The following is a 22,269-nucleotide window of genomic DNA, read 5'->3' as shown; positions in this document are numbered from 1 at the left end:
CTACCCGCCCAGGTAGGCGTCCTGCACCTTCGGATTCCCCAGCAGTTCGCGCCCCTCGCCTTCCAGCACGATCTTCCCGGTCTCGATCACGTAGGCGCGGTCGGCGATCTTCAGCGCCTGCCGCACGTTCTGCTCGACCAGGAACACCGTCAGGCCGGCCTTGTTGATCTCGCGCAGGGTCCTGAAGATGTCCTGCACGATGATCGGCGCCAGGCCCATCGAGGGTTCGTCGAGCAGCAGCACGCGGGGCTTGGCCATCAGCGCGCGGCCGATCGCCAGCATCTGCTGCTCGCCGCCCGAGAGGTTGCCGGCGAGGCCGTCGGAGCGCTCCTTGAGCCGGGGGAACAGCGTGTAGATGTGGTCGAGGTCGTCGGCCCGCTGGCCCCGGCTGTCGCGTCGCGTGTAGCCGCCGAGTTCGAGGTTCTCGCGCACGGTCAGCGTGGTCAGGGTGGCGCGGCCTTCGGCCACCTGGACCATGCCGGAGGCCACGATCTTGTGCGGCGAGAGCGACGTCAGGTCCTGGCCGCCGAGCAGCACGCGGCCTGTGGCCTTCTTGACCAGTCCCGACAGCGCCAGCAGCGTGGTCGACTTGCCGGCGCCGTTGGCGCCGACCAAGGTCGTGATCTGGCCTTCGTGCAGTTCGAAGTCGATGCCCTTGACGGCCTCGATGTGGCCGTAGGAAACCTTCAGGCCCTCGACCTTGAGCAGGGGAGCGGCACTCATGCGGCGGCTCCCTCGTTGCTCGCTTCGTCTTCCTCGCGGCCGAGGTAGGCCTCGATCACCTGCGGGTCGTTGCGGATCTGGTCCGGGCCGCCGCGCGCGATGATGCGGCCGAAGTTCAGCACGGCGATGTGCTCGCACAGGCCCATCACGAAGCGCATGTCGTGTTCGATCATGAAAATGGTGTAGCCGCGACCGCTGATGTTGCGGATCTCGTGCATCAGGTCGGTCTTTTCGCTGCTGTTCATGCCGGCCACCGGCTCGTCGAGCAGCAGCAGCTTCGGCTCGGTCGCCAGCGCGCGCGCCAGTTCGAGCTTGCGCTGGTCGCCGTAGGACAGGTTGTCGGCCGCGTCCTCGGCCTTGTGGTCGAGCTTGACCCACGAGAGCAGTTCGCGCGCACGCTCGCGCGCTCGGCGTTCCTCGCTGCGGAACAGGCCCGACGAGGCCAGCAGGCCGAGGCCGCCGTAGCGCAGCTTGGCATGCATGCCGACCATCACGTTCTCCAGCAGCGACATCTCCTTGAAGATGCGGATGTTCTGGAAGGTGCGCGCGATGCCGCCGCGCGTGATCTCGTGCGGCTTGATGCCGGCCAGGTCGCGGCCTTCGAAGCGGATCGTGCCGCCGGTGGTCGGCAAGAGGCCGGTGGTCAGGTTGAAGACCGTGGTCTTGCCGGCGCCGTTGGGACCGATCAGCCCGAAGATGCCGCCCTGCGGCACCTCGAGGTTGACGTCCTGCAGCACCTTGAGGCCGCCGAAGTGGCGCGACACGCCGTCGAGTTGAAGCAGCGGCGCGCTCATGCTGCGGCTCCCTTGCGGCCGAACCACTGGCGGAAACGCGCCGGGTCCCAGATGCCCTTGGGCAGGAACAGCACGATCAGCACCAGGATCACGCCGTTGACCACCAGCCGGAAGTCGCCGAAGGCGCGCAGCGCCTCGGGCAGGATGGTGAGGATCACGCCGCCGAGCACCGGGCCGGTCAGGCCGTTGATGCCGCCGAGCACGGTCATGGTGAGGATGTCGACCCCGCGGTCGAAGCCGAATTCATTCGGGCCGATGAAGAAGGTCTGGTGCGCGTTGAGCACGCCGGCCAGGCCGGCGATCGCGCCGCCGAGCACGAAGGCCAGCATCTTGTGGGCCTGGACGTCGATGCCCATCAGGCCGGCGGCGGTTTCGTCTTCCTTGATGGCCTCGAAGGCGCGCCCGACCTTGGAGCGGCGCAGCCGCCAGAGGCCCAGCAGCACCAGCACCAGCGCCAGCGCGACGTGCCACCACTGGGTGATGGGCGGGATGCCGTTCAGGCCCAGGGCGCCGCCGGTCAGCGATTCGGCGTTGAGCACCACGATGCGCACCACCTCGCCGAAGGCCAGCGTGGCCATCGCCAGGTAGACGCCCGAGAGCCTGAGCGTCGGCTTGCCGATCACGAAGGCGGTCAGCGCCGGCGCCGCCATGCCGGCCGCGATGGCGACCGGGAACGGCACGCCGTAGCTCATCGTGAGGATCGCCGAGGTGTAGGCGCCGATGCCCATGAAGGCGGCGTTGGCCATCGCCAGCATGCCGCAGGAGAGGGTGAGCCAGATCGACAGCGCCAGCAGGGCGTTGGTGCCCAGCGTGAGCACCAGGTTGCTGTAGACCGACCAGAAGTTGTTGAAGGCGTCCATGCTCAGACCTTGCGCTCTTGCATGGAACCGAACAGGCCCTTCGGGCGCACCAGCAGCACCAGGAAGAGCAGGCCGAAGGCGACCGCGTCGCGCATCGTCGAGCCGATGTAGGCCACCGACAGCACCTCCGCGAAGCCGAGGAACAGGCCGCCCAGCATCGCGCCGCGGATGTCGCCCATGCCGCCCAGGATGATCACCGCGATGCCCTTGTGCAGCATCGGCTGGCCCATCAGCGGGAACACGGCGTTGGAATACAGGCCGATCAGCACGCCGGCCAGGCCGCCGAGCGCGGCCGCCGCGAACGAGGTCAGGAAGAACAGGCCTTCGACATTGATGCCGAGCAGGTAGGCGGCCTTGGGCGATTCGGCGATCGCGCGCAAGGCGCGGCCGAGCTGGGTGCGCTTGAGCGCGACCATCAGCACCCCCATCAGCACGAAGGACAGCAGGATGATGCCGAGTTCGAGCGCGGTCAGGTGGATGCCCGCGAGGTCCAGCGATTCGCCCGACACCACGCCGGCCGGGAAGCGCACGTTCTCGGCACCGAAGATGCCCTGGATGCCGTTGTTGAGGATGATCGCGACGCCGATGGTGGCGATCATCGGGATCAGGTGGGGGGCGTTGCGCGCGCGCAGCGGCCGCAGCACCAGGAAGTCGATCAGCAGGCCGAGCAGGCCGCAGAACACGAAAGCGAACAGCAGTCCGGCCCACAGCGGCAGATCGAAGCGCGCCATGGCCTGCACCGCGGCATAGGCACCCACCATGAAGACCGCGCCGTGCGAGAGGTTGATGACGCCGAGCACGCCGAAGATGAGCGTGAAGCCGAGCGCAAAGAGCGCATAGACGCAGCCCAGAGAGAGTGCGTTGACGAGTTGCTGTTCAAGCATGGGAATTCCGTTCCGGAAGAAAGCGGGCCGGCCATGCCGGTCCCGCTGTTCGTGAAACACCGCGGAACCGGCTTTGCCGGGCCGCGGGTGTTGCCCCCGGCAGGGGGTGGGCGGCTACACGAAGTGAGCCAACCTGGGGGCGAGCTTACTTTGCGATGACGAACTCGGAGCCCTTCGTCACGCTGACGATCGGGGTCTGCTGGGCGTCGTAGCCGGCCGGCTTGCCGGCCTTGTCGTTGGCGCGGCGGAACTGGAAGGCGCCGGTGGCACCGGTCCACTTGGCGTTCGGCAGCGCGTCGCGCACGGCCGCACGGTCGGCGGTCAGGTTGCCGCTGATCTTGACGCCCTTGAGCGCCTGCGCCGCGATGTACATGGCGTCGTAGGCCTGGGCCGCGAACTGGTCCGGCGCCGTCTTGTACTTCTCGTTGTAGGCCTTGATGAACTTGGTGTTCTCGGGCGTCGCGTTGCTGGCCGACCAGGGGCTGCCGACGTAGAGGTTGTCGGAGTTGCCCTTGGCGAGCTCGAACACCTTGACCGAGTTCATGCCGTTGCCGCCGATGATCGGCACGTTGAGGCCGAGCTGGCGGGCCTGCACCATGATCGGCGCGCCTTCGGCCAGCAGGGCCGACAGCACGATCGCATCGGCGCCGCTGGCCTTGATCTTGGTCAGCTGGGCCTTGAAGTCGACGTCGCCCTTGGCGAAGGTCTCGGTCGTGGTGACCGGGATCTTCAGGTCGTCGAGCGCCTTCTTGAAGTTGTCGTAGCCGCTCTTGGTGAAGACGTCGTCGTTGCCGTAGAGCACGGCGACCTTCTTGATGCCGGCGTTCTTGACCGCGGTCTTGATGGTCTCGGGCAGCACGTCGGCCTCGGTCACCGAGTTGCGGAACACGTGGTCGCCGATCGAGGTGATGCCGTCGGCGGTGTTCGAGGTGCCGAAGGCCACGGTCTTGGCGGCCTGGGCGATCGGGTCGGCGGCCTGGGCCGAGTTCGACAGCGTCGGGCCGAAGACCATCAGCACCTGGTCCTGGAAGATCAGCTTCTTGAAGACGTTGATCGCCTCTTCCTTCTTGCCCTGCTCGTCGGCCACGACCAGCTCGATCTTGTTGCCGTTGATGCCGCCGGCGGCGTTGATCTCGGCGGCGGCGAGCTCGAAGCCGTTGCGGATCGCCACGCCGTACTGGGCGGCACCGCCCGACAGGGCTTCGGCGACGCCGATCTTCAGGTCGGCGGCCTGGGCGGCGAAGGAGGCGAAAGTCGCCAGTGCGAGCAGCGAGGTCTTGAACGGAAGTTGTCTCATTTGGGAAGATCTTTCGGGGAAAGGGAAGGACGGGGGGCGCCATTTTATAAGCTTGCGCGTTCAGTGATTCCTACAATCGCGCGTCCCCGCCTTGGGGGCTTTCCAGGAGTTCCGTTCGATGCAACGTCGTTTTCTGATCCAGCGTGCCGGCCTGGCCGGGGTGCTCGCTGCCGGCGTGGCGCCGGCCGTGCATGCGCAGGCGCTGACGCGCTGGCGGCTGGCATCGAGCTTCGCCAAGTCCCAGGACCTGCTGTTCGGCGCCGCCGAGTCCGTCGCCCGCAAGGTCGGCGAGATGAGCGGCGGGCGCTTCCAGATCGAAGTCCATGCCGCCGGCGAGCTGATGTCGGCGCAGGACGTGCTCGACGGCGTGCAGCGCGGCGCCATCGAGGCCTGCCACACCTCGGGCGCCCTGTTCGTCGACCAGAATGAGGCCTTCGCCTTCGGCGCCGCCATTCCCTTCGGCATGAACGCGCGCCAACTCAATGCCTGGATGACCGAAGGCAACGGCCTGCGGCTCAGCCGCGAGTTCCAGGCCGGCTTCGGCGCCATCGGCTTCCCGTGCGGCAGCGCGGGGGCCCAGCGGCTCGGCTGGTTCGCCCGCGAGCTGCGCGGCGGCAACGACTTCAAGGGCCTGAAGGTCCGCTTCGACGGCCTGGCCGGGCGCGTGATCGCGCGCCTGGGCGGGGTGGTGCAGGGCCCGGCGTCGGGCAGCGACCTGCGCCAGGCCTTCGCCCAGGGCCTGGGCGCGGCCGAGGGCCTGAGCCCGTACGACGACCAGAAGCTCGGGCTGGCCAAGGTCGCGCGCTTCTGCCACACCCCGGGCTGGTGGGCCGGTGCGATGCAGCTCGACCTTCTGGTCCACCAGAAGGCCTTCGATGCGCTCACGCCCGACTACAAGGCGATCCTGCAGTCCGCCAGCGCCACGGTGCACGCCGAGCTGATCGGCCGCTACGACGCCCGCAACCCGGCGGCGCTGCGGCAACTGGCTGCCGCGGGGGCGCAGATCAAGCCCTTCCCCCGGCCGCTGCTCGATGCCGCCTTCAAGGCGTCGATGGACCTGTGCCACGCCCTCGAGCGCAGCAACCCGGCCTGGAAGAAGCTCCACGGCGACTACCGCGCCTTCCAGCAGGGCCAGCTGTTCGCGGACCGCGCCACCGAGGCGCCGTTCGACGCCTACCTGCAAGGCGCCAAGCTGTGAGCCCGGCCGGCACCTCGCCGTCGATCGACTCCCCCGACATGCGCCGGGCCGGCCGCGAACTGCTCTCGCTGGCGTTGATCGACGCCCGCAACCACACGCTGCACCTGCTGTCGCTCTACGAGCAGGCGCTGGGCGGGGATAGCCTCGCGGTGCCGCGGGTCGCGGGCATCGACCCGCCGGTCTGGCTGGCCGGCCACATCGGCTGGTTCGCCGAATGGTGGATCGGCCGCAACACGCAGCGCGCCTTCGGTGAAGAGTGCCCGGTGCGCCCCACGCGGCTGGCGGCGATCGAGCCCGAGGCCGACGACTGGTGGAACCCGGCCCAGCGCCCGCCCGCGGACCGGGCGGCACCCGGACTGCCCGACCTGGCCCAGACCAAGGCCTATCTGCTCGACACGCTCGAGAGCACGCTCGAACTGCTCGAGCATGCGGCCGAGACCGACGCCGGCCTGTACTTCTATCGGCTCGCGCTGTTCCATGAAGACCTGCGCGGCGAGCAGCTGCTGGTGATGGCCCAGACCCTGGGGCTGCCGTTGAAGGTCGAGCTGCCGCCGGCCGCGGTGACCCGGCCGCCGCTCTCGCTGCCTGCCGCGCCGTGGGCGCTCGGCCTGCCGGCGGGTGGCTTTGCCTTTGCCCAGGAGCGCGGCATCGAGCGCGCCGAGGTGCCCGAATTCGAGATCGATGCCCAGCCCGTGACCTGGAGCCAGTACGTCGAGTTCGTCGACGACGGCGGCTACGACCGGCCCGAGCTGTGGCGGCCCGAAGGCCTTGCCTGGCTGGCACGGCAGGTCGAAGGCCGGCGCGGGCCGCGCCACGTCGAGCAGATCGGCGCCGCCCGCCACGGCACCGGCGGCTCGGTGCTGCAGCAGCAGTTCGGCCGCACGGTGCGGGCCGCCGGCAACCGCAGCGCCGTCCACGTCGCCTGGTGGGAGGCCGACGCCTGGGCGCGCTGGGCCGGCCGCCGGGTCGCGACCGAGGTCGAATGGGAAATCGCCGCCCACACGGCGGCCCGGCGCGGCTTCCGCTGGGCCGACGTGCACGAATGGACCGCCGGCACGCTGCAGCCCTGGCCGGGTTTTCGCGCCGACCCCTGGAGCCAGGGCGGCGAGTTCGATCCCCAGCCCGCCTTCGGCCAGGCCCGGGTGCTGCGCGGCGCCTCGTTCGCCACCCGGGCGCGCCTGCGCTCGCCGAAGCGCCGCGGCTTCGCGCTGCCCGAGCGCGACGATGGCTTCTTCGGCTTCAGGACCTGCGCGCTCTGAGCCGGCTCAATCGCCCTTTTTCTTGGGCTTGAGATTCCACCACGGCAGCAGCGAGCGCAGCGACTCGACTTCGCCGCTGCTGGCGCTCTCGTAGCCCGGCAGCGTGCCCAGCTGATGCTGCCAGGCGGCGCCGCGCAGCAGCACCAGCAGCGCCTGGATGGCGGGCTGCTCGAGCGCCGACTTGAGGCAGGCGAGGTGGTAGCGCTCGTGCACCAGCGGCACGAAGCCAAGGCCGGCGCCGAGCGCGGCCGATTCGATGCCGAGAGCGGCATCGGCCCCACCCGATGCCACGGTGTGGGCCGCGGCCGCGTGCGAGGGTTCGCAGTGCCCCTGGCCGTCGATGGCGTCGGCCGCCAGGCCATCGCGCGCCAGCAGTTCTTCGAACAGCACCCGCGTGCCGGTGCCGATCGGCCGGTTCACGTAGCGGGCGCCGCGGGCCGCGACGTCGGCCAGGTTCGTCAAGCCGAGGGGATTGCCGGGCGCGACGATCAGGCCCTGGGTGCGCCGTGCGAAGCCGATGATCTTGTGCAGGCCCGGCTTCAGCAGGGGCTTGTAGGTGCGCTGCGCGAGCGAGCCGGAGGGCGGCCGTTCCAGCGTGTGGAAGCCCGCCAGCACGCAGCGGCCCTGGTTCAGCGCGCTGATCGCGTCCACGCTGCCGGTGAAGCGGATGTCCAGTTGCAGCCGGGCCGTGGCGGCGGCACGCGCGCGCAGCAGCACCAAGGCATCGTCGTGGCTCGCGTGCAGGCTCAGCAGGTGGGTGCTGTCGTCGAAGGCGAGGGCGAAGGCGCGCTCGAGGTCGGCATGGAGCGCCTCGATCTGCGGGGCCAGCCGGGCCTGGGCCTGGCGCTCGGCCCACAGCAGCTTGTCGCCGAACTCCGAGAGCTGGGCCGCGCGCCCCTGGTCGCCGCTCACCAGCGGATGGCCGAGCGCCTGCTCCCAGCGCTTGAGTTCGCCCCACACGTGACGGTAGGAATAGCCGACCGCCCGCGCGGCGGCGGAGATCGATCCGTGCTCGCGCACCGCGTGCAGCAACTCCATCAGCGGATTGCGGATCAGTGCGCGGCCGTGGCGGCGCGGCGCGATGGCGTAGGAGAGTTCGATCTGTTGCACGGGTGAACGCGAGGAGGAGCAGGCGCCGGGGATTATGCAGATCCTGCCCGCAACCTATGCAAGTGCTTTCATAAGTCGGCCGCATCGGTCTGCCCATACTCCAGCGCTTCCCGCTCCACGCCCGCATGAACACTTTTGCCGACAGCGCCGCTGCCGCCTGGCTCCTCGTCGTCTCCGCCGATCCGGCGCTGCTCGCCATCGTCGGGCGCTCGCTGGCGGTCAGCGCGACCGCCTGCCTGCTGGCCTGCGGCTTCGGCCTGCTGCTCGGGGCCTGGCTGGCGGTGGCGCGCTTTCCCGGGCGCGGCCTGCTGCTGACCCTGCTGAACACGCTGCTGGCGCTGCCTTCGGTGGTGGTGGGCCTGGTGATCTACCTGCTGCTCTCGCGCTCCGGTCCGCTCGGCTTCCTGGGCTGGCTGTTCTCGTTCAAGGCGATGGTGCTGGCGCAGACGATCCTGGTGCTGCCGGTGGTCATGGCCCTGACGCGGCAGGCGATCGAGGACGCCGACCGCGGCCACGGCGAGCAGCTGCGCTCGCTCGGCGCCCGCCGCCTCGCGCGCGGCCTGCTGCTGGCGGCCGACGAGCGCTATGCGCTGGTCACGGTGGTGATCGCCGCCTTCGGCCGTGCCGTGTCGGAGGTCGGCGCCGTGATGATCGTCGGCGGCAACATCGATGGTTTCACGCGCGTGATGACCACCGCCATCGCGCTCGAGACCAGCAAGGGAGACCTGCCGCTGGCGCTGGCGCTCGGGCTGGTGCTGCTGGCGGTGGTGCTGGCGCTGAACCTGGCGATCGCGGCGCTGCGCGCCTGGCGCGAGCGGGTCGATGGCGGGGCCGCCGATGCGATGGGCGCGCGGGCGCTGGAGGTCGGGCCATGAATCGCCGGCCCGCCGCCGCGGCAACGCTGTTCAGCCTGCGCGGCATCGCGCTGCGCTTCGGCAAGGTGCAGGCCCTGACCGGCATCGACCTGGAGATCCGGGCGGGCGAGCGGGTGGCGCTGATCGGCGCCAACGGCAGCGGCAAGAGCAGCCTGCTGCGCCTGCTGCACGGGCTGCTGCCGCATTCGGCAGGCGCGTTCGAGAGCCATGTGCCGTCGGCCGCGCAGGCGATGCTGTTCCAGCGCCCGCACATGCTGCGCGCCAGCGTCCGCAACAACGTCGCGCTGGCGCTCTGGCTGAAGGGCTCGCGCTGGCGCGCTGCGCAGCGCGAGGCGGTCGCCGCGCTCGACAGGGTCGGGCTGGCCGATCTCGCGGGACGCAACGCGCGCACGCTGTCGGGCGGCCAGCAGCAGCGCATGGCGCTCGCGCGGGCCTGGGCGCTGCATCCCGAGGTGCTGCTGCTCGACGAGCCCACCGCCAGCCTCGACCCCACCGCCAAGCGCGACGTCGAGGCGCTGATCGCGGATGCGGCGCAGGGCCGCACGCTGGTCTTCGCCAGCCACAACCTCGGCCAGGTCAAGCGGCTCGCCAGCCGCGTCGTCTACCTCGAGCACGGCCGCAAGGTGGCCGACCTGCCGGTCCATGATTTCTTCCACGGGCCGCTGCCCGAGGAAGCCCGTCTGTTCGTCAAAGGAGAACTGGTTTGAAGCTGTTCCATCTGTCCAAGACCCTGGTGTCCGCCGTCGGTGCCGTCGTGCTGGCGGCCACTGCGCTGGCGGCGCAGGCCGAGACCCTCACCATGGCGTCGACCACCTCGACCGAGCAGTCGGGGCTGTTCTCGCACCTGCTGCCGGCCTTCCGGCAGGCCAGCGGCATCGACATCAAGGTGGTCGCCGTCGGCACCGGCCAGGCGATCGACATGGCCAAGCGCGGCGATGCCGACGTGCTGTTCGTGCACGACACCGCCGCCGAGGAGAAGTTCGTCGCCGAGGGCTTCGCGGCCAGGCGCTTCCCGGTCATGTACAACGACTTCGTGCTGGTCGGGCCGAAGGCCGATCCGGCCGGCGTCAAGGGCCAGGACATCGTGTCCGCGCTGAAGAAGATCGCAACCCTGAACGCGCCCTTCGTCTCGCGCGGCGACAAGAGCGGCACCGACGCCGCCGAGCGCCGCCTGTGGACGCAGACCGGCATCGGCGAGGCCGGCCAGCCGCTGCCGAACGACAAGAAGGGCACGGGCTACAAGGAGTGCGGCTGCGGCATGGGCCCGGCGCTCAACATCGCGGCCTCCAGCGGCGCCTATGTGCTGGCCGATCGCGGCACCTGGCTCAGCTTCAAGAACCGCGCCGATCTGGCGGTGCTGGTGGAAGGCGACAAGCGCCTGTTCAACCAGTACGGCGTGATGGTGGTGAGTCCGGCCAGGTTCCCGAACCTCGACAGCGCCGGGGCGCAGAAGTTTGTCGACTGGGTGATCTCGCCGGCGGGGCAGTCGACCATCGCGGCCTACAAGATCGACGGCGAGCAGCTTTTCTTCCCGAACGCCGGGCGCTGAGACGCTGCGCGGACCGGGTCAGCGAACGGGCGCCGACGGCGAGCCGGAACGCGGCACCGGCCGGCGGCCCAGCCCGGCGAACAAGGCCATCAGCGGCGTGGTCATCGCGGTGGTGGCCAAGGCCATGACCAGCAGCATGGTGAACAGCTCCGGACCGATCAGGCCGGCGTCGAGGCCGATCTTCATCACGATGAGTTCCATCAGGCCGCGTGCGTTCATGAGCGCGCCGGTCGCCAGGCTGTCGCGCCAGGGGTAGCCGGCGACGCGGGCGCCGGCCGCGCCACCGGCGATCTTGCCGATGACCGCCATGGCGAGCACCAGCAGCATGGCGCCGAGGCTGCCGCCGACGAAGGCGCTGGGCGTGGTGCCCAGGCCGGCGAGGGCGAAGAACAACGGCATCAGCACGACGATCGAGAACGGCTCGATGCGCTTGGCCAGGGAGTCCAGCAGGCGGTCGTCGCGCGGCAGTGCGACGCCGAACAGGAAGGCGCCGAACACCGCGTGCAGGTGCAGCCACTCGGTGACCAGGGCGGTGGCGAGCAGCCCGATCATCAGCGAGGCCAGCACCGGCAGGCTGGGCTCGCCCTCGGGCGCGTGGCGGCGCAGCAGCCAGGCGAAGGCCGGGCGCACCGCCCCGAACAACACGCCGATCAGCAGCAGTACACCGCCGCCGGTCTTCGCCAGGCCCAGGTAGCCGTCGCCCGCGCCCACCATGGCGACGACGAAGGCCAGCAGCACCCAGGCGAACACGTCCACCACCGCGGCGGAGGCGAGCGAGAGCTGTCCGAAGGCCGTCTGCGTCAGGCCGCGGTCCTTGAGGATGCGCGCCATGACGGGAAACGCGGTGATCGACAGCGCCGCGGCGATGAAGAGCGCGAAGGGCCAGAAGCCGACGCCGGCCGGCGCCAGCGTCGGATGCAGCGCGGGCGCGATGGCCAGGCCCAGCGCCATGGGCACGGCCACGCTCAGCACCCCGACCGAGCCGGCGGCCCGCAATTGCTCGCGCACGCCCTGGCGGGCCCGCAGCTCGAGGCCGACGATGAACATGAACATCACCAGCCCGACGGTCGACAGCGCGGACAGCCCGGCCAGCGAGCCCTTGGCGAACAGCTGCGCATGCAGCGTCGGGAACAGGGTGCCCATCACGACGGGGCCGAGCAGCATGCCGGCGGCCATCTCGCCGACCACGCCGGGTTGCCCCAGGTAGCGCAACAGCCAGCCGCAGGCGCGCGCCGTGGCGAGGATGACGATCAGCTGCAGCAGCAGGACGGTGGCGGACATGGTGCTTCCGATGGCGAGGGAGGGCAGGATATCAGCGGATCAGGCTTCGGCCGCCAGCAGCGCGTGCAGCGAGGCCACCTGGCGACGCAGGTCGGCGTTCTCGGCCGTCAGTTCGGCAATGCGCTGCGTGAGGCGCGCAACCTCGTCCGGTTCATCCGAGGCTTCGGCCGGCGCAGGCTCCGGGCGCGCCGGGCGCTTGGCCTCGCGCACCCGCTTGGCGGCCTGCTTGAGCTCGTCCTTGCCGCCGTTGGCCGCGGCGATCTGCTCTTCGGCCGGCAGCGTCGCCACGGCGGCCGCGGCATTGATCGAGATCGTGCCGGACTTGACCGCCGCCACCAGCTCGGGGGCCGCCTGTTTCTGGATCTTCTCGATCATCACGACCTGGCTGCTGCTCAGCCGCGCGGCCTTGGCGATCGCCTCGCGGCTGTTGAGCGGCGCCGCCGGCGGCAGGGCCGGATCGGCGTCGAAGGGCGGGTCGTCGGCGTCGTCGGCCGGCGCCGCGGCGGCCCGGGCCTTCTGGCCGGCCACGATGTCCTTCTTGCGCAGCGCCAGCACGCCGCGCAGGAAGTCCGACACGCTGCGCCGGCCCAGGTGCTGGTCGATCATCCAGAGGTGAACGTCCTCGAGCGACTTGAAGCGCGTGTTCTGCACCGTCTGGAACGGCAGCCCGTGCTTCTGGCAGATGCCGTAGCGGTTGTGGCCGTCGACCAGCACGTCGCCCCACAGCACCAGCGCATCGCGGCAGCCTTCGGTGAGGATGCTGCGCTCCAGCGATTCATATTCGTCCGGGGTCAACGGGTCGATATAGGATTTCAGTTCTTCGTTGACGACGATGTTCATGGAGCGCGATGCGGATGCGGGACAAGGGGCGGGATTCTAGCGAGCCCCATGCCCGCGACCTTCAGGCGCCGAGCTTGCGTGCGATCAGGTCCTTCATGATTTCGCTGGTGCCGCCGTAGATGCGCTGGATGCGCGCGTCGGCATACAGGCGGGCGATCGGGTATTCGGCCATGTAGCCGTAGCCGCCGAACAGTTGCAGGCATTCGTCCGTGACCTTGCCCTGCTGCTCGGTGCACCACCACTTGGCCATGTAGGCGGCCTCGGGCTCGAGCTGGCCGTCGAGCAGCCGCTGGATGCAGTCGTTGACGAAGCTGCGCACCACGTGTGCGAGGGTCGCGCACTCGGCCAGCTTGAAGCGCGTGTTCTGGAAGTCGAACACGGTGTGGCCGAAGGCCTGGCGCTGCTGCGTGTAGGCGACAGTCAGTTCGACCGCCCGCTCGATCACCGCGGCCGCCGGCACGCACAGCAGCAGGCGCTCGTAGGGCAGCTGGCTCATCAACTGCGCGAAGGCGCTGCCTTCTTTTTCGCCCAGCAGTTGGCCGGTCGGCACGCGCACGCCGTCGAAGAACAGCTCGGCCGTGTCCGATGCATGCTGGCCCAGCTTCTCCAGCCTGCGGCCGATCCGGAAGCCCGGCAGGTCGTCGGTCTCGAGCACCACCAGCGAGACGCCGCGGCTGCCGGCGTCGCCGGTGCGCACGGCCACCACCAGCAGGTTGGCGGTGAAGCCGTTGGTGATGAAGGTCTTGGCGCCGTCGATCACATAGGCATCGCCGTCGCGCCGGGCGCGCGTGCGCAGGGCCTTCAGGTCGGAGCCGCAGCCGGGCTCGGTCAGCGCGATGCCGGCCAGCAGCTCGCCGCTGGCGAGCCGGGGCAGCCAGCGCTGCTTCTGGGCCTCGGTACCGTAGTCGAGGATGTAGTGCGCGGCCAGGTTGTGGACCGCGGTGTTGGCCGGCACCTCGGCCTTGGCGAGTTCGTCCTGCACCACCAGCTGGTAGGCCAGCGAGGCGCCGGCGCCGCCGTAGGCTTCGTCGAGTTCGGGCAACAGGAAACCCAGCCGGCCGAAGGGGCGCCAGGTCTCGCGCGGGATGTAGCCCTGGCGGCGCCAGCCGTCGAGCCGGGGCGCGAGCTCGGCCGCGATGTAGCGGCGCACCGGGTCGCGGAAGGCTTCGATCTCGTCGTCCATCCAGCGATGGCGCAGCAGTGAGGGGAGCATGGGTTGGCTCGTCAGTGGGATGCGCGGGCCAGGAAGCGCGCGCAGGCATCGTGGAAGAAGGGGCCGGCAACGTGCTGGCGCTGCGCCGTGCGTTCGTCGGCGAGCTGCAGTTCGAGGCTGCGGGCGGGCGCCGCGTCGATCAGCCGGCGCGTGTCGCGCAGCGCGGCCGCCGACGTGCGGCCCAGCCGCTGGCCCAGGGCCTGGGCTTCGGCCTGCACCGCGTCGTCGGCGATGCAGCGCCAGACCAGGCCCCATTGCTCGGCCTGCGCGGCGTCGATCCGCTCGCCGAGCAGCGCGATGCCCAGCGCGCGGCTGCGCCCGAGCAGGCGCGACAGCAGCCAGGTGGCGCCCAGATCGGGCACCGCACCGAGCTGCGACACCTGCGGCACCAGGAAGTAGGCCGAACGCGCGGCCAGCACCACGTCGGCCGCCAGCGCGATGCCGACCGCACCGCCGACGCAGGGCCCGTTGACCGCAGCGACCACGGGCACCGGGCATTCGGCGATGGCGAGCGTGAGCGGGTTGCCGACGTCTTCCATGTAGCGGCCGATCTCGGCCTGCGCGTGAGGGCTGCCGCCGGCCAGCACTTCGCCGAACCAGCCGATGTCGCCGCCGGCCGAGAAGGCGCGGCCGGCGCCGGTCAGCACGATCGCGCGGGTTCGCGCGTCGGCGCTGGCGGCCTGCAGCGCCTGCGCCAGTTCGACCATCAGCGGCGGCGAGAGCGCGTTGAGCGCCTCGGCGCGCTCGAGCGTGAGGGTGGTCACGCCGTCCTGGAGCGCACTGCGCACGAGGGCCGTCATTCTCAAATCCCGGTCAGGCCGCCGCTGCACATCAGCGTCTGGCCGCTCACGTAGTCCGACTCGGGAATGCACAGCAGGTAGACCGCGCCGGCCGCCTCGTCGGGCGTGCCGCCGCGGCCGAGCGGGATGCTGCGCTCCATCGCGGCCATCAGCTCGGGGTTGACGCCGACCTTGATGTCGCGGCCGTCGATGCGGGCGGTGCCGCCGTCGGCGGCGCTGCCGGTGAGCCGGGTCTTGATGAAGCCGTAGGCCACGCAGTTGACCGTGACGTTCATGCGCCCCCATTCCTTGGCCAGGGTCTGCGTCAGGCCGACGATGCCGGCCTTGGCGGTCGAATAGTTGGCCTGGCCCGCATTGCCGAACAGGCCCGCCACCGACGAGATGTTGACCACCTTGCGCATCACGCGCTGGCCGGCCTCGCCTTCGGCCTTGGCGAGCGCGCGGATCACCGGCTGGGCGGCGCGCAGGACGCGGAACGGCGCCGTCAGGTGGCAGTCGAGCATTGCGTACCACTGCTCGTCCGTCATCTTCTGGATCACGTTGTCCCAGGTGTAGCCGGCGTTGTTGACGATGATGTCCAGGCCTTTGTACTCGTTCACCGCGGTGGCGACGAAGCGCTCGGCGAAATCCGTCGCCGTGACGTTGCCGATGCAGGCGACCGCCTGGCCGCCGGCCTCGCGGATGGCCTGCACGGCTTCCTGGGCCGGCTCGGCGTCGAGGTCGTTGACGACGATGCGCGCGCCTTCGCTGGCGAGCTTCAGCGCGATCGAGCGCCCGATGCCGCGGCCCGAGCCGGTGACGAGGGCGACCTTGCCTTCGAGTTTGCGTGTCATGCTTTTCCTTCTGTGGGTTTCAGGGCAGGGCGACCAGCGCCTCGCCGACGATCTTGGTCTGGCCGAACTGGTTGGCACTCATGAGCTCGATGCGCACGCAGCGCTCGCCGGCCTGCTCGAGCTTCTCGACCACGGTGCCGCTGCAGCGCATCGCATTGCCCAGGTGGGTGATGCCCTGGAAGCGGGCGTCGAAGCGGCGCAGCCGGCTCTGCGGCGCCCAGGCGGTGAGCAGGCGGCCGAGCCAGGCCATGCCCAGCATGCCCTGCGCGAAGACGTCGGGCATCCCGGCGCGGCGCGCCACGTCGATGTCGATGTGGATCGGGTTGTGGTCGCCCGAAGCGCCGGCGAACAGGGCCAGCGTGGCTCGGTCGACCGGGGGCAGCTGCAGCGGCGGCAGGGCGTCGCCGACCTGCACGCCGTCGAAGGTGGGAGGGTTCATGGGGCGTGCTCCTAGTGGCGGCAGACGATGACGGTGCGCAGCTCGGCGACCAGTTCGCCGTGCTGGTTGGTGGCGCGCGCGGTCTTGACGACGAACTCCAGCGCGCCGTTCTTCTTGTCGTAGATGTCGCTGATCGTGCTGCGCACGGTGATGGTGTCGCCGGCGCAGGCCGGTGCATGAAAGCTGAAACCCTGCTCGCCGTGCAGCAGCTTGGCGATCGGGATCTGCAGGTCGGCCAGCAACCTGTCGGAGGCGCCCGCGTCGAGCTCGGCCGCGAACAGGAAGGTCGGCGGCGCCGGCAGGTCGGGGTAGCCGGCGTCGCGCGCCGCGGCGACATCGGTGTAGACCGGATCGGTCTCGCCGATCGCCTTGGCGAAGAACTGCAGCCGGCTGCGCTCGATCGGCAGCACCGATGCGGGCAACTCGTGGCCGATCCATTTCTTGTCGATCATGGGCACTCCTGGTTCAGACGCGTTCGTAGAGGGTCACGACACAGGCGCCGCCGAGCCCGAGGTTGTGCTGCAGCGCCAGCCGCGCACCTTCGACCTGGCGCTGTTCGGCCGTGCCGCGCAGCTGGTGGGTGAGCTCATAGCACTGGGCCAGGCCGGTGGCGCCCAGCGGATGGCCCTTGCTCAGCAGGCCGCCCGAGGGGTTGGTGACCACCTGGCCGCCGTAGCTGTTGTCGCCGTCGCAGATGAACTGCTCGGCCCCGCCGGGCTCGCACAGGCCGAGCGCCTCGTAGCTGATCAGTTCGTTCTGCGCGAAGCAGTCGTGCAGCTCGACGACGTCGAGGTCTTCCGGCCCGACGCCCGCGGCCTCGTAGACCTGCCGTGCCGCCGCCTGCGCCATGCCGAAGCCGACCACTTCGCGCATGTCGCGGGCCTCGAAGCTGACGGGGCGGTCGGTGGTCATCGCCTGGGCCCGGATGCGCACGCTGCGCGCCAGGCCGTGCCGCTCGGCGAAGGCGCCCGAGCAGATGACGGCCGCGGCCGCGCCGCAGGTCGGCGGGCAGGCCATCAGGCGGGTCATCACGCCGGGCCACATCACCGGGGCGTTCATGACCTCGTCCTCGGTCACCACCTTGCGCAGCAGCGCCAGCGGGTTGTTCGCCGCGTGGCGGCTGGCCTTGGCGCGGACCTTGGCGAAGGTCGACAGCTGGGTGCCGTACTGCTGCATGTGGGCCAGGCCGGCACCGCCGAAGTAGCGCAGCGCCAGCGGGATCTCGTCGTGCCCGACCAGCGCCGCGGTGGCCTTGTCGAAGCGCTCGAAGGGGCTGGGCCGGTCGGTGAAGACCGCGCCGAGCGCGCCCGGGCGCATCTGCTCGAAGCCGAGCGCCAGCACGCAGTCGGCGGCGCCGCTGGCCACCGCCTGGCGGGCCAGGAACAGCGCGGTCGAGCCGGTCGAGCAGTTGTTGTTGACGTTGACGATCGGAATGCCGCTCAAGCCGACTTCGTACAGCGCGTGCTGCCCCGCGGTGGAGTCGCCGTAGACATAGCCGGCATAGGCCTGCTGCACCTGCTCGTAGCCGATGCCGGCGTCGGCCAGCGCCAGCCGGGTGGCCTGGGCCGCCATCTGCGGGTAGGCCTCGCCGGCCCCGGGCTTGGTGAAGGGGATCATGCCGACCCCGGCGACGAACACATCCTGGTTCATGAAAAGCTCCTTGGCAAGGAAAACGGGTTCAGGCCACGGCGCGCTCGCGGCCCTGCCAGAAAGGTTCGCGCAGCCGGGTCTTGAGCACCTTGCCGGCGCCCGACAGCGGCAGCGCATCGACGAAGTCGACGCTGCGCGGGCACTTGTAGCCCGCGATCAGGGACTTGCAGTGGGCGATCAGCGCGGCCTGCGCGAGCTCTCGTTCGGGCCGCCGCACCACCACCGCATGCACGCTCTCGCCCCACTCGTCGCTCGGGATCGCGATCACTGCGCAGGCCAGCACCGCAGGGTGCTGCGCCAGGGCGTTCTCGACCTCCGCCGAATAGACGTTCTCGCCGCCCGTGATGATCATGTCCTTGAGCCGGTCGGCGATGAAGATGAAGCCGTCGTCGTCCATCCAGGCGCCGTCGCCGGTGTGCATCCAGCCGTCGCGCAGTGCCGCCGCGGTGAGGCCCGGCTGGTTCCAGTAGCCCTGCATCACGTTGGGTCCGCGCACGACCACCTCGCCGACCGTGCCGCGCGTCACCTCGATGCCCTGCGGGTCGACGATGCGGACCTCGGTGCAGTGGCTGGCCCGGCCGGCCGAGCGCAGCTTGCCGAGGTGGCGCGCCTCGCGCGTGTGGTACCAGGCCGGATTGAGGGTCGCGAGCGGCGACAGTTCGGTCATGCCGTAGGCCTGCGCGAACGCGACGCCGGGCAGGGCGCTCATCGCGCGTTCGAGCACCGCCTCGGCGATCGTCGAGGCCCCGTACGTGATGGCGCGCAGCGAGCCCAGGTCGCGCCCCTTCTTCATCGCCGGGTGGTCGACCAGCATCTGGATCATGGTGGGGACCAGCAGCGCGTGCGTCACGCGGTCGCGCTCGATGACGTCGAGCACCTGCTCCGGGTTGAACACCGGGATGATCGAATGCGCGTTGCCCTCGATCCAGTGCGGCATCGCCAGGCCCATGTCGGCCAGGTGGAACATCGGCGCGCAATGCAGGTAGATGCCGTCGGGCCCGGCCAGGCCCTCGGCGCGCAGCGCCATGCCCGAGCTGCACATGTTGGTGTGGCTCAGCATCACGCCCTTGGGAAAGCCGGTGGTGCCGCCGGTGTAGAAGATGCCGGCCAGGTCCTCGCCGCGGCGCAGGGCGTCGGGCACCGGCGTGGCCTGCGCCAGCAGGGCCTCGTACGCATGCATGCCGGCAGGCGCATCGTCGTCGCCGCAGTACACGACCTCGCGCAGGGTCGTGGCCTCGCGCCTGAACTGATCGACCAGCGGGGCGAAGCTCGCATCGACCAGCAGGATGGTCGAGCCCGAGTCGTTCAGCGAATAGAGGATCTCGGCCGGCGACCAGCGGATGTTGCAGGGGTTGAGCACGCCGCCGCCCCAGGGCACGGCCATCTGGTATTCGAGGTAGCGGTCGGAGTTGAGCGACAGCATCGCGACCCGGTCGCCGCGCTGCATGCCGAGCGCCTGCAAGGCCGCTGCCAGGCGCGCCACCCGGTCGATCAGTTCGCCGAAGCTGCGTCGGCGATCGCCGAAGCGCACCGCCACGCGATCCGGGTGTTGCTGCGCCGCGCGGTGCAGCGCCTGAGTGAGGTACATGTCTTTTGTCTCCTTGCGGCCCCGGGATTCCGCGGCCTTGTTCTGGGTGGGCTCATGGTAGAAACCGCCGGCCATCCGGACGATTGCGCTTCGCATCGATCCGATGGCAAAAGACCTCAACCCGCATCCCGCCAAGGAGGCTTCGATCGATGCTGCGTCCGCCGGTCACGATCTCGATCGCGTTCGTCAAGGGCATGGTGTCCGGCGTCCAGGCGCGTGGCCGCGGCTGCGACGACCTGCTGGCCGAGGCCGGCATTCCCCCCGGGCTGCTGCAGGAACCCGGGGCGCGCGTCACGGCCGACCAGTACGCGGCGCTGTTCGGGCTCCTGATCGAGCGCTTCGACGACGAATGCCTGGGCTTCCTGTCGCGGCCCCTGCGGCGCGGCAGCCTGGCCCTCATGACCCGCGCGGCGATCGACGCGCCGACGCTCGAAGCCGCGACCCGTCGCGTCGCCCACGTGTTCCGCCTGCTGCAGGACGACCTGCGGCTGGAACCGGTGCGCGACGATGCCCTGGCGGGCGTGGCGCTGCGGGTGGTGGACCCGGCGCAGCCGCGCCCGGCCTTCCTGCACGAACTGATGCTGCGCGTGGTCTGGCGTCTGCTGGCCTGGCTGGCGGGCGGGCAGCTGCCGGCGGTGCGCTTCGATTTCGCGTTCCAGAGCCCGGCCTACGCGAGCAGCTACGGCAAGGTCTTTCCGGCGCCGCTGCAATTCGGCTGCGCGCAGTCGGCGTTCTGGTTCGATGCGGTGCAGCTGAAGCAGCCGGTGCGCCGCGACGAGGGCGCGATGCGGGCCTTCCTGGCCGACGCGCAGGCCCAGGTGATCGTGCCCCGGCGCGGCGACGACCTGTGCAGCGCGCGCGTGCGCGGCCATCTGCAGCACACCCAGCCCGCCTGGCCCGACCTGGCAGCCACCGCCGAGGCGCTGCACATGTCGACCTCGACCTTGCAGCGGCGGCTGGCCAGCGAAGGCACCTCGTTCCAGTCGCTCAAGGACGAGCTGCGCCGCGACACCGCGATCGTGCGCCTGATCTCGGGCACGGTGCCGCTCGCGACGCTGGCCTTCGAACTCGGCTTTGCCGACAGCGCGGCCTTCCAACGCGCCTTCAAGGTGTGGACCGGCAGCGCGCCCGGCGCCTACCGCCGCGGCGGGCCCTGAGTCAGCGGTCCATCGGCAGGTAGATGCCTTCCTTGATCTCCTCCATCACCACGTAGCTGTTCGACTCGGCCGGCACCGGCAGCTTCTTCAGCAGGTCGCCGAGCAGGTTGCGGTAGTCGCTCATGGCGCGCAGCCGGGCCTTGACCAGGTAGTCGAAGCCGCCCGACACCAGGTGGCATTCCATCACCTCGGGCACGTGCAGCAGCTCCTGGCGGACCTTGTCGAAGACATCGGCCGACTTCGACGACAGCGTGATCTCGACGAACACCAGCAGCGTCTTGCCAACCGCCTGCGGGTCGATGCGTGCGTGGTAGCCGGTGATGACGCCCTCGCGCTCCATGCGCCGCACCCGCTCGGAGCAGGGCGAGGTCGACAGGCCGATCTGCTCGGCCAGGTCGGTCATCGAGATGCGGCCCTGGCGCTGCAGGATGTCGAGGATCTTGCGGTCGGTGCGGTCGAGGTCGGTCATTTCACTCCTAGGGGGCCTTCTGGCAGGCTGGAAGCAGCTGAAAACACTGCGAATTGGCAAAAATTCAGTGGAGTTTATCGATGATCAATTCATAACATTGACTCCTTTCCTGCGTCCTTGGAGTTTTGCGATGAAAGTGATCGTTCTGGGCGGTGGTGTGATCGGCGTGACCACCGCGTATTACCTGGCGCGCAACGGCGCCGAGGTGACCCTGATCGATCGCCAGGGCGGCCCGGCGCAGGAAACCAGCTTCGCCAATGCCGGCCAGGTCTCGCCCGGCTACTCGACGCCCTGGGCGGCGCCGGGCATCCCGCTCAAGGCCCTCAAGTGGATGTTCCAGAAGCACGCGCCGCTGTCGATCCGTCCCGACGGCTCGCTGTTCCAGCTGCGCTGGATGGCGCAGATGCTGCGCAACTGCTCGCCCGATCGCTATGCGCTCAACAAGGAGCGCATGATGCGCGTGGCCGAATACAGCCGCGACTGCCTGCGCGCGCTGCGCGCCGACACCGGCATCCGCTACGAGCAGCGCACCCAGGGCACCCTGCAGCTGTTCCGCACCCAGGCGCAGCTCGATGCGGTGCAGCGCGACCTGGCCGTGCTTGACGAATGCGGCGTGCCCTACACGCTGCTCGACCGCAGCCGCCTGGCGAGCGTCGAACCCGCCCTGGCGCGCACCGGCAACCTGCTCGCCGGCGGCCTGCACCTGCCGAACGACGAGACCGGTGACTGCAACCTGTTCACCCAGGGCCTGGCCACGATCGCCCGCGGGCTGGGCGTCGACTTCCGCTTCGACCAACCGGTCGACGGCCTGGTCAGCGAAGGCGGCCGGATCACCGGCGTGCGCCTGGGCGGCGCGGCGGGCGAGGTGCTCAGCGCCGACCGCTACGTGCTGGCCTTCGGCAGCTATTCGCGCGACTTCATCGCGCCGCTCGGGCTCGACATCCCGGTCTATCCGGTCAAGGGCTATTCGCTGACGGTGCCGCTGGTCGATCCCGCGCTGGCGCCGCAGTCCACGGTGCTCGACGAGACATTCAAGGTCGCGGTCACGCGCTTCGACGACCGCATCCGGGTCGGCGGCATGGCCGAGCTCGGCGGCTTCGACCTGCGCCTGAATCCGCGCAGGCGCGAAACCCTGGAGCGGGTCATCACCGACCTGTTCCCCTGCGGCGACCTGCCGCGCGCCAGCTTCTGGACCGGCCTGCGGCCGATGACGCCCGACAGCACGCCGATCGTCGGCCCGACCCGCTACGGCAACCTGTTCCTCAACACCGGCCACGGCACGCTGGGCTGGACCATGGCCTGCGGCTCCGGCAAGCTGGTGGCCGACCAGGTCATGGGACGGCGGCCGGACATCCGCACCGACGGGCTGTCGGTCGATCGCTATCTGACGGCCGCGCCGGGACGGGCCAGCGCGGGCCGCCCGCAAGGCGTGCCGGCCTGAGGGCATGAC

General features: G+C 70.2%; 23 protein-coding genes. 7 read left to right on the top strand and 16 right to left on the bottom strand.

The genetic code is table 11. The features are described 5' to 3' along the window. The 5 genes from QTI33_RS21255 to QTI33_RS21235 all read right to left on the bottom strand — a co-directional run bounded on the left by QTI33_RS21255 (position 1) and on the right by QTI33_RS21235 (position 4,558). On the bottom strand, positions 1-723 hold the full coding sequence (locus tag QTI33_RS21255) for an ABC transporter ATP-binding protein (RefSeq protein ID WP_286508253.1): 723 nt from the start codon (positions 721-723) through the stop codon (positions 1-3). Continuing rightward, positions 720-1,517: an ABC transporter ATP-binding protein gene (locus QTI33_RS21250; RefSeq protein WP_444814864.1), complete on the bottom strand. Its 798-nt coding sequence runs from the start codon at positions 1,515-1,517 to the stop codon at positions 720-722. Before QTI33_RS21250 ends, QTI33_RS21255 begins: the two co-directional genes overlap by 4 nt. Continuing rightward, a complete protein-coding gene (locus QTI33_RS21245) occupies positions 1,514-2,377 on the bottom strand; it encodes a branched-chain amino acid ABC transporter permease (protein ID WP_286508252.1) in 864 nt (287 codons plus the stop codon). Before QTI33_RS21245 ends, QTI33_RS21250 begins: the two co-directional genes overlap by 4 nt. A 2-nt stretch (positions 2,378-2,379) precedes the next feature. Next, positions 2,380-3,261 (bottom strand): branched-chain amino acid ABC transporter permease, encoded by an 882-nt coding sequence (locus QTI33_RS21240; protein WP_286508251.1) that lies wholly within the window; start codon positions 3,259-3,261, stop codon positions 2,380-2,382. Between the two features lie 145 nt (positions 3,262-3,406). Continuing rightward, the gene (locus QTI33_RS21235; RefSeq protein ID WP_286508250.1) at positions 3,407-4,558 is read right to left on the bottom strand and encodes an ABC transporter substrate-binding protein; all 1,152 of its coding nucleotides are present in this window, start codon (positions 4,556-4,558) and stop codon (positions 3,407-3,409) included. Between the two features lie 118 nt (positions 4,559-4,676). On the opposite strand from QTI33_RS21235, the gene QTI33_RS21230 reads away from it, so the two are divergent. Both QTI33_RS21230 and QTI33_RS21225 read left to right on the top strand, forming a co-directional pair. Continuing rightward, a complete protein-coding gene (locus QTI33_RS21230; protein WP_286508249.1) occupies positions 4,677-5,756 on the top strand; it encodes a TRAP transporter substrate-binding protein in 1,080 nt (359 codons plus the stop codon). A 38-nt stretch (positions 5,757-5,794) separates the two neighbouring features. Beyond that, entirely contained in the window at positions 5,795-7,015 is a 1,221-nt protein-coding gene (locus QTI33_RS21225) for an SUMF1/EgtB/PvdO family nonheme iron enzyme (RefSeq protein ID WP_286508369.1), read from the top strand. 6 nt (positions 7,016-7,021) lie between these two features. On the opposite strand, the gene QTI33_RS21220 is transcribed toward QTI33_RS21225, so the two are convergent. Next, positions 7,022-8,125 (bottom strand): substrate-binding domain-containing protein, encoded by a 1,104-nt coding sequence (locus QTI33_RS21220; protein WP_286508248.1) that lies wholly within the window; start codon positions 8,123-8,125, stop codon positions 7,022-7,024. A 125-nt stretch (positions 8,126-8,250) separates the two neighbouring features. Between QTI33_RS21220 and QTI33_RS21215 the strand changes: the two genes are divergently transcribed. Genes QTI33_RS21215 through QTI33_RS21205 form a run of 3 tightly spaced genes read left to right on the top strand, consistent with a single transcriptional unit; the run spans position 8,251 to position 10,549 of the window. Continuing rightward, positions 8,251-9,000 carry an ABC transporter permease gene (locus QTI33_RS21215; RefSeq protein WP_286508247.1) on the top strand — a complete coding sequence of 250 codons (750 nt, stop codon included), beginning with the start codon at positions 8,251-8,253 and terminating at the stop codon, positions 8,998-9,000. After that, entirely contained in the window at positions 8,997-9,707 is a 711-nt protein-coding gene (locus QTI33_RS21210) for an ATP-binding cassette domain-containing protein (RefSeq protein ID WP_286508246.1), read from the top strand. The genes QTI33_RS21215 and QTI33_RS21210 overlap by 4 nt, the downstream gene beginning before the upstream one ends. 11 nt (positions 9,708-9,718) lie before the next feature. Continuing rightward, complete coding sequence (locus QTI33_RS21205; protein ID WP_444814871.1) at positions 9,719-10,549, top strand: ABC transporter substrate-binding protein; 831 nt, start codon at positions 9,719-9,721, stop codon at positions 10,547-10,549. 18 nt (positions 10,550-10,567) lie between these two features. Here QTI33_RS21205 and QTI33_RS21200 read toward each other — a convergent pair whose 3' ends face one another. From QTI33_RS21200 to QTI33_RS21160, 9 genes are all read right to left on the bottom strand, one after another. Continuing rightward, a complete protein-coding gene (locus tag QTI33_RS21200) occupies positions 10,568-11,830 on the bottom strand; it encodes a cation:proton antiporter (RefSeq protein WP_286508245.1) in 1,263 nt (420 codons plus the stop codon). A 39-nt stretch (positions 11,831-11,869) separates the two neighbouring features. Next, positions 11,870-12,670 carry a ParB N-terminal domain-containing protein gene (locus tag QTI33_RS21195; RefSeq protein ID WP_286508244.1) on the bottom strand — a complete coding sequence of 267 codons (801 nt, stop codon included), beginning with the start codon at positions 12,668-12,670 and terminating at the stop codon, positions 11,870-11,872. A 61-nt stretch (positions 12,671-12,731) separates the two neighbouring features. After that, on the bottom strand, positions 12,732-13,883 hold the full coding sequence (locus QTI33_RS21190; protein WP_286508243.1) for an acyl-CoA dehydrogenase family protein: 1,152 nt from the start codon (positions 13,881-13,883) through the stop codon (positions 12,732-12,734). A gap of 11 nt (positions 13,884-13,894) precedes the next feature. After that, the gene (locus QTI33_RS21185) at positions 13,895-14,683 is read right to left on the bottom strand and encodes an enoyl-CoA hydratase/isomerase family protein (protein WP_286508242.1); all 789 of its coding nucleotides are present in this window, start codon (positions 14,681-14,683) and stop codon (positions 13,895-13,897) included. Between the two features lie 2 nt (positions 14,684-14,685). Continuing rightward, the gene (locus QTI33_RS21180) at positions 14,686-15,516 is read right to left on the bottom strand and encodes an SDR family NAD(P)-dependent oxidoreductase (RefSeq protein WP_286508241.1); all 831 of its coding nucleotides are present in this window, start codon (positions 15,514-15,516) and stop codon (positions 14,686-14,688) included. A 19-nt stretch (positions 15,517-15,535) separates the two neighbouring features. Continuing rightward, positions 15,536-15,955 (bottom strand): MaoC family dehydratase, encoded by a 420-nt coding sequence (locus QTI33_RS21175; protein WP_286508240.1) that lies wholly within the window; start codon positions 15,953-15,955, stop codon positions 15,536-15,538. Positions 15,956-15,966: 11 nt separating this feature from the next. Continuing rightward, positions 15,967-16,407 carry a MaoC family dehydratase N-terminal domain-containing protein gene (locus tag QTI33_RS21170; protein ID WP_286508239.1) on the bottom strand — a complete coding sequence of 147 codons (441 nt, stop codon included), beginning with the start codon at positions 16,405-16,407 and terminating at the stop codon, positions 15,967-15,969. Between the two features lie 13 nt (positions 16,408-16,420). Further along, positions 16,421-17,605, bottom strand: a complete 1,185-nt coding sequence (locus QTI33_RS21165; RefSeq protein WP_286508238.1) for a lipid-transfer protein — start codon at positions 17,603-17,605, stop codon at positions 16,421-16,423. 28 nt (positions 17,606-17,633) lie between these two features. Further along, positions 17,634-19,193 (bottom strand): long-chain-fatty-acid--CoA ligase, encoded by a 1,560-nt coding sequence (locus QTI33_RS21160; RefSeq protein WP_286508237.1) that lies wholly within the window; start codon positions 19,191-19,193, stop codon positions 17,634-17,636. 149 nt (positions 19,194-19,342) lie between these two features. Between QTI33_RS21160 and QTI33_RS21155 the strand changes: the two genes are divergently transcribed. After that, positions 19,343-20,350: an AraC family transcriptional regulator gene (locus QTI33_RS21155; RefSeq protein ID WP_286508236.1), complete on the top strand. Its 1,008-nt coding sequence runs from the start codon at positions 19,343-19,345 to the stop codon at positions 20,348-20,350. Position 20,351: 1 nt separating this feature from the next. Here QTI33_RS21155 and QTI33_RS21150 read toward each other — a convergent pair whose 3' ends face one another. Then, positions 20,352-20,819 (bottom strand): Lrp/AsnC ligand binding domain-containing protein, encoded by a 468-nt coding sequence (locus QTI33_RS21150; RefSeq protein WP_286508235.1) that lies wholly within the window; start codon positions 20,817-20,819, stop codon positions 20,352-20,354. Between the two features lie 130 nt (positions 20,820-20,949). Here QTI33_RS21150 and QTI33_RS21145 point away from each other — a divergent pair, with 130 nt between their 5' ends. Next, on the top strand, positions 20,950-22,260 hold the full coding sequence (locus QTI33_RS21145; protein ID WP_286508234.1) for a D-amino acid dehydrogenase: 1,311 nt from the start codon (positions 20,950-20,952) through the stop codon (positions 22,258-22,260). The last annotated feature ends 9 nt before the right edge of the window (positions 22,261-22,269 follow it).

It is taken from the genome of Variovorax davisae, assembly GCF_030316845.1.
Classification (GTDB): Bacteria; Pseudomonadota; Gammaproteobacteria; order Burkholderiales; family Burkholderiaceae_C; genus Variovorax; species Variovorax davisae.
This window is presented reverse-complemented; position numbering and strand designations above follow the sequence as displayed.

Coding starts and splice junctions, on each gene's coding strand:
- QTI33_RS21255 (WP_286508253.1), bottom strand. CDS start 723: ATGAGTGCCGCTCCCCTGCTCAAGGTCGAGGGCCTGAAGGTTTCCTAC.
- QTI33_RS21250 (WP_444814864.1), bottom strand. CDS start 1,517: ATGAGCGCGCCGCTGCTTCAACTCGACGGCGTGTCGCGCCACTTCGGC.
- QTI33_RS21245 (WP_286508252.1), bottom strand. CDS start 2,377: ATGGACGCCTTCAACAACTTCTGGTCGGTCTACAGCAACCTGGTGCTC.
- QTI33_RS21240 (WP_286508251.1), bottom strand. CDS start 3,261: ATGCTTGAACAGCAACTCGTCAACGCACTCTCTCTGGGCTGCGTCTAT.
- QTI33_RS21235 (WP_286508250.1), bottom strand. CDS start 4,558: ATGAGACAACTTCCGTTCAAGACCTCGCTGCTCGCACTGGCGACTTTC.
- QTI33_RS21230 (WP_286508249.1), top strand. CDS start 4,677: ATGCAACGTCGTTTTCTGATCCAGCGTGCCGGCCTGGCCGGGGTGCTC.
- QTI33_RS21225 (WP_286508369.1), top strand. CDS start 5,795: ATGCGCCGGGCCGGCCGCGAACTGCTCTCGCTGGCGTTGATCGACGCC.
- QTI33_RS21215 (WP_286508247.1), top strand. CDS start 8,251: ATGAACACTTTTGCCGACAGCGCCGCTGCCGCCTGGCTCCTCGTCGTC.
- QTI33_RS21210 (WP_286508246.1), top strand. CDS start 8,997: ATGAATCGCCGGCCCGCCGCCGCGGCAACGCTGTTCAGCCTGCGCGGC.
- QTI33_RS21200 (WP_286508245.1), bottom strand. CDS start 11,830: ATGTCCGCCACCGTCCTGCTGCTGCAGCTGATCGTCATCCTCGCCACG.
- QTI33_RS21195 (WP_286508244.1), bottom strand. CDS start 12,670: ATGAACATCGTCGTCAACGAAGAACTGAAATCCTATATCGACCCGTTG.
- QTI33_RS21190 (WP_286508243.1), bottom strand. CDS start 13,883: ATGCTCCCCTCACTGCTGCGCCATCGCTGGATGGACGACGAGATCGAA.
- QTI33_RS21185 (WP_286508242.1), bottom strand. CDS start 14,683: ATGACGGCCCTCGTGCGCAGTGCGCTCCAGGACGGCGTGACCACCCTC.
- QTI33_RS21180 (WP_286508241.1), bottom strand. CDS start 15,516: ATGACACGCAAACTCGAAGGCAAGGTCGCCCTCGTCACCGGCTCGGGC.
- QTI33_RS21175 (WP_286508240.1), bottom strand. CDS start 15,955: ATGAACCCTCCCACCTTCGACGGCGTGCAGGTCGGCGACGCCCTGCCG.
- QTI33_RS21170 (WP_286508239.1), bottom strand. CDS start 16,407: ATGATCGACAAGAAATGGATCGGCCACGAGTTGCCCGCATCGGTGCTG.
- QTI33_RS21165 (WP_286508238.1), bottom strand. CDS start 17,605: ATGAACCAGGATGTGTTCGTCGCCGGGGTCGGCATGATCCCCTTCACC.
- QTI33_RS21160 (WP_286508237.1), bottom strand. CDS start 19,193: ATGTACCTCACTCAGGCGCTGCACCGCGCGGCGCAGCAACACCCGGAT.
- QTI33_RS21155 (WP_286508236.1), top strand. CDS start 19,343: ATGCTGCGTCCGCCGGTCACGATCTCGATCGCGTTCGTCAAGGGCATG.
- QTI33_RS21150 (WP_286508235.1), bottom strand. CDS start 20,819: ATGACCGACCTCGACCGCACCGACCGCAAGATCCTCGACATCCTGCAG.
- QTI33_RS21145 (WP_286508234.1), top strand. CDS start 20,950: ATGAAAGTGATCGTTCTGGGCGGTGGTGTGATCGGCGTGACCACCGCG.